The sequence below is a fragment of the Marichromatium sp. AB31 genome (genome assembly GCF_003718685.1).
GTDB classification, from domain to species: domain Bacteria; phylum Pseudomonadota; class Gammaproteobacteria; order Chromatiales; family Chromatiaceae; genus Marichromatium; species Marichromatium gracile.
This window is the reverse complement of record NZ_RHFI01000062.1, coordinates 1-470: the sequence shown is the minus strand read 5'-3', so window position 1 is coordinate 470 and position 470 is coordinate 1. Positions and strand designations below refer to the sequence as shown.

General features: G+C 73.6%; 1 protein-coding gene. It reads right to left on the bottom strand.

Annotated features, from left to right (window positions below; genetic code table 11):
• Positions 1 to 470: hypothetical protein (locus EBL84_RS17205; RefSeq protein WP_190288001.1), on the bottom strand; the 470-nt coding region annotated here is incomplete at both ends.

Below are 470 nucleotides of genomic sequence, written 5' to 3'. Positions count from 1 at the left end.
CGGCGGCCTGGGTGCCGGCCTGATCGAGCAGGGCGTCGACCGCGCTCTTGTCGGTGCCGCCGAGGGTGGCGCTGAAGCGCGTGGCCGAACCGATCTCGACATCGGTGGTGGTGGTGAGGGTATGGGTTGCGCCGCCGGCGCCGGTGACGGTCAGCTGCGACAGATCGATGTCGTTGGCCGCACCTGCCGCGCTCGGCAACCCTGTTGCGGTGACCACCAGGAGGCCGCTGGCCGGGTCGTAGGTGGCGCTGGTGATGGTCGGCGCCGGGACATTGGCCACGGTGACGGGGTTGGCGGTGAGGTCGGCATCGGTCACCGCCGCCGCCGCGCCGGCGGCCCAGTCCTCGGCGGCGGCGAGGTTGTAGGTCGTGCCCCCGGTCGCGCTGGTGCCGTCCTGGTTGAGCAGCGGCCCGACCCCGGCGCGGTCGGTGGCGCTCAGCGTCAGCGTGAAGCCGGTCGCCGAGGTCAGC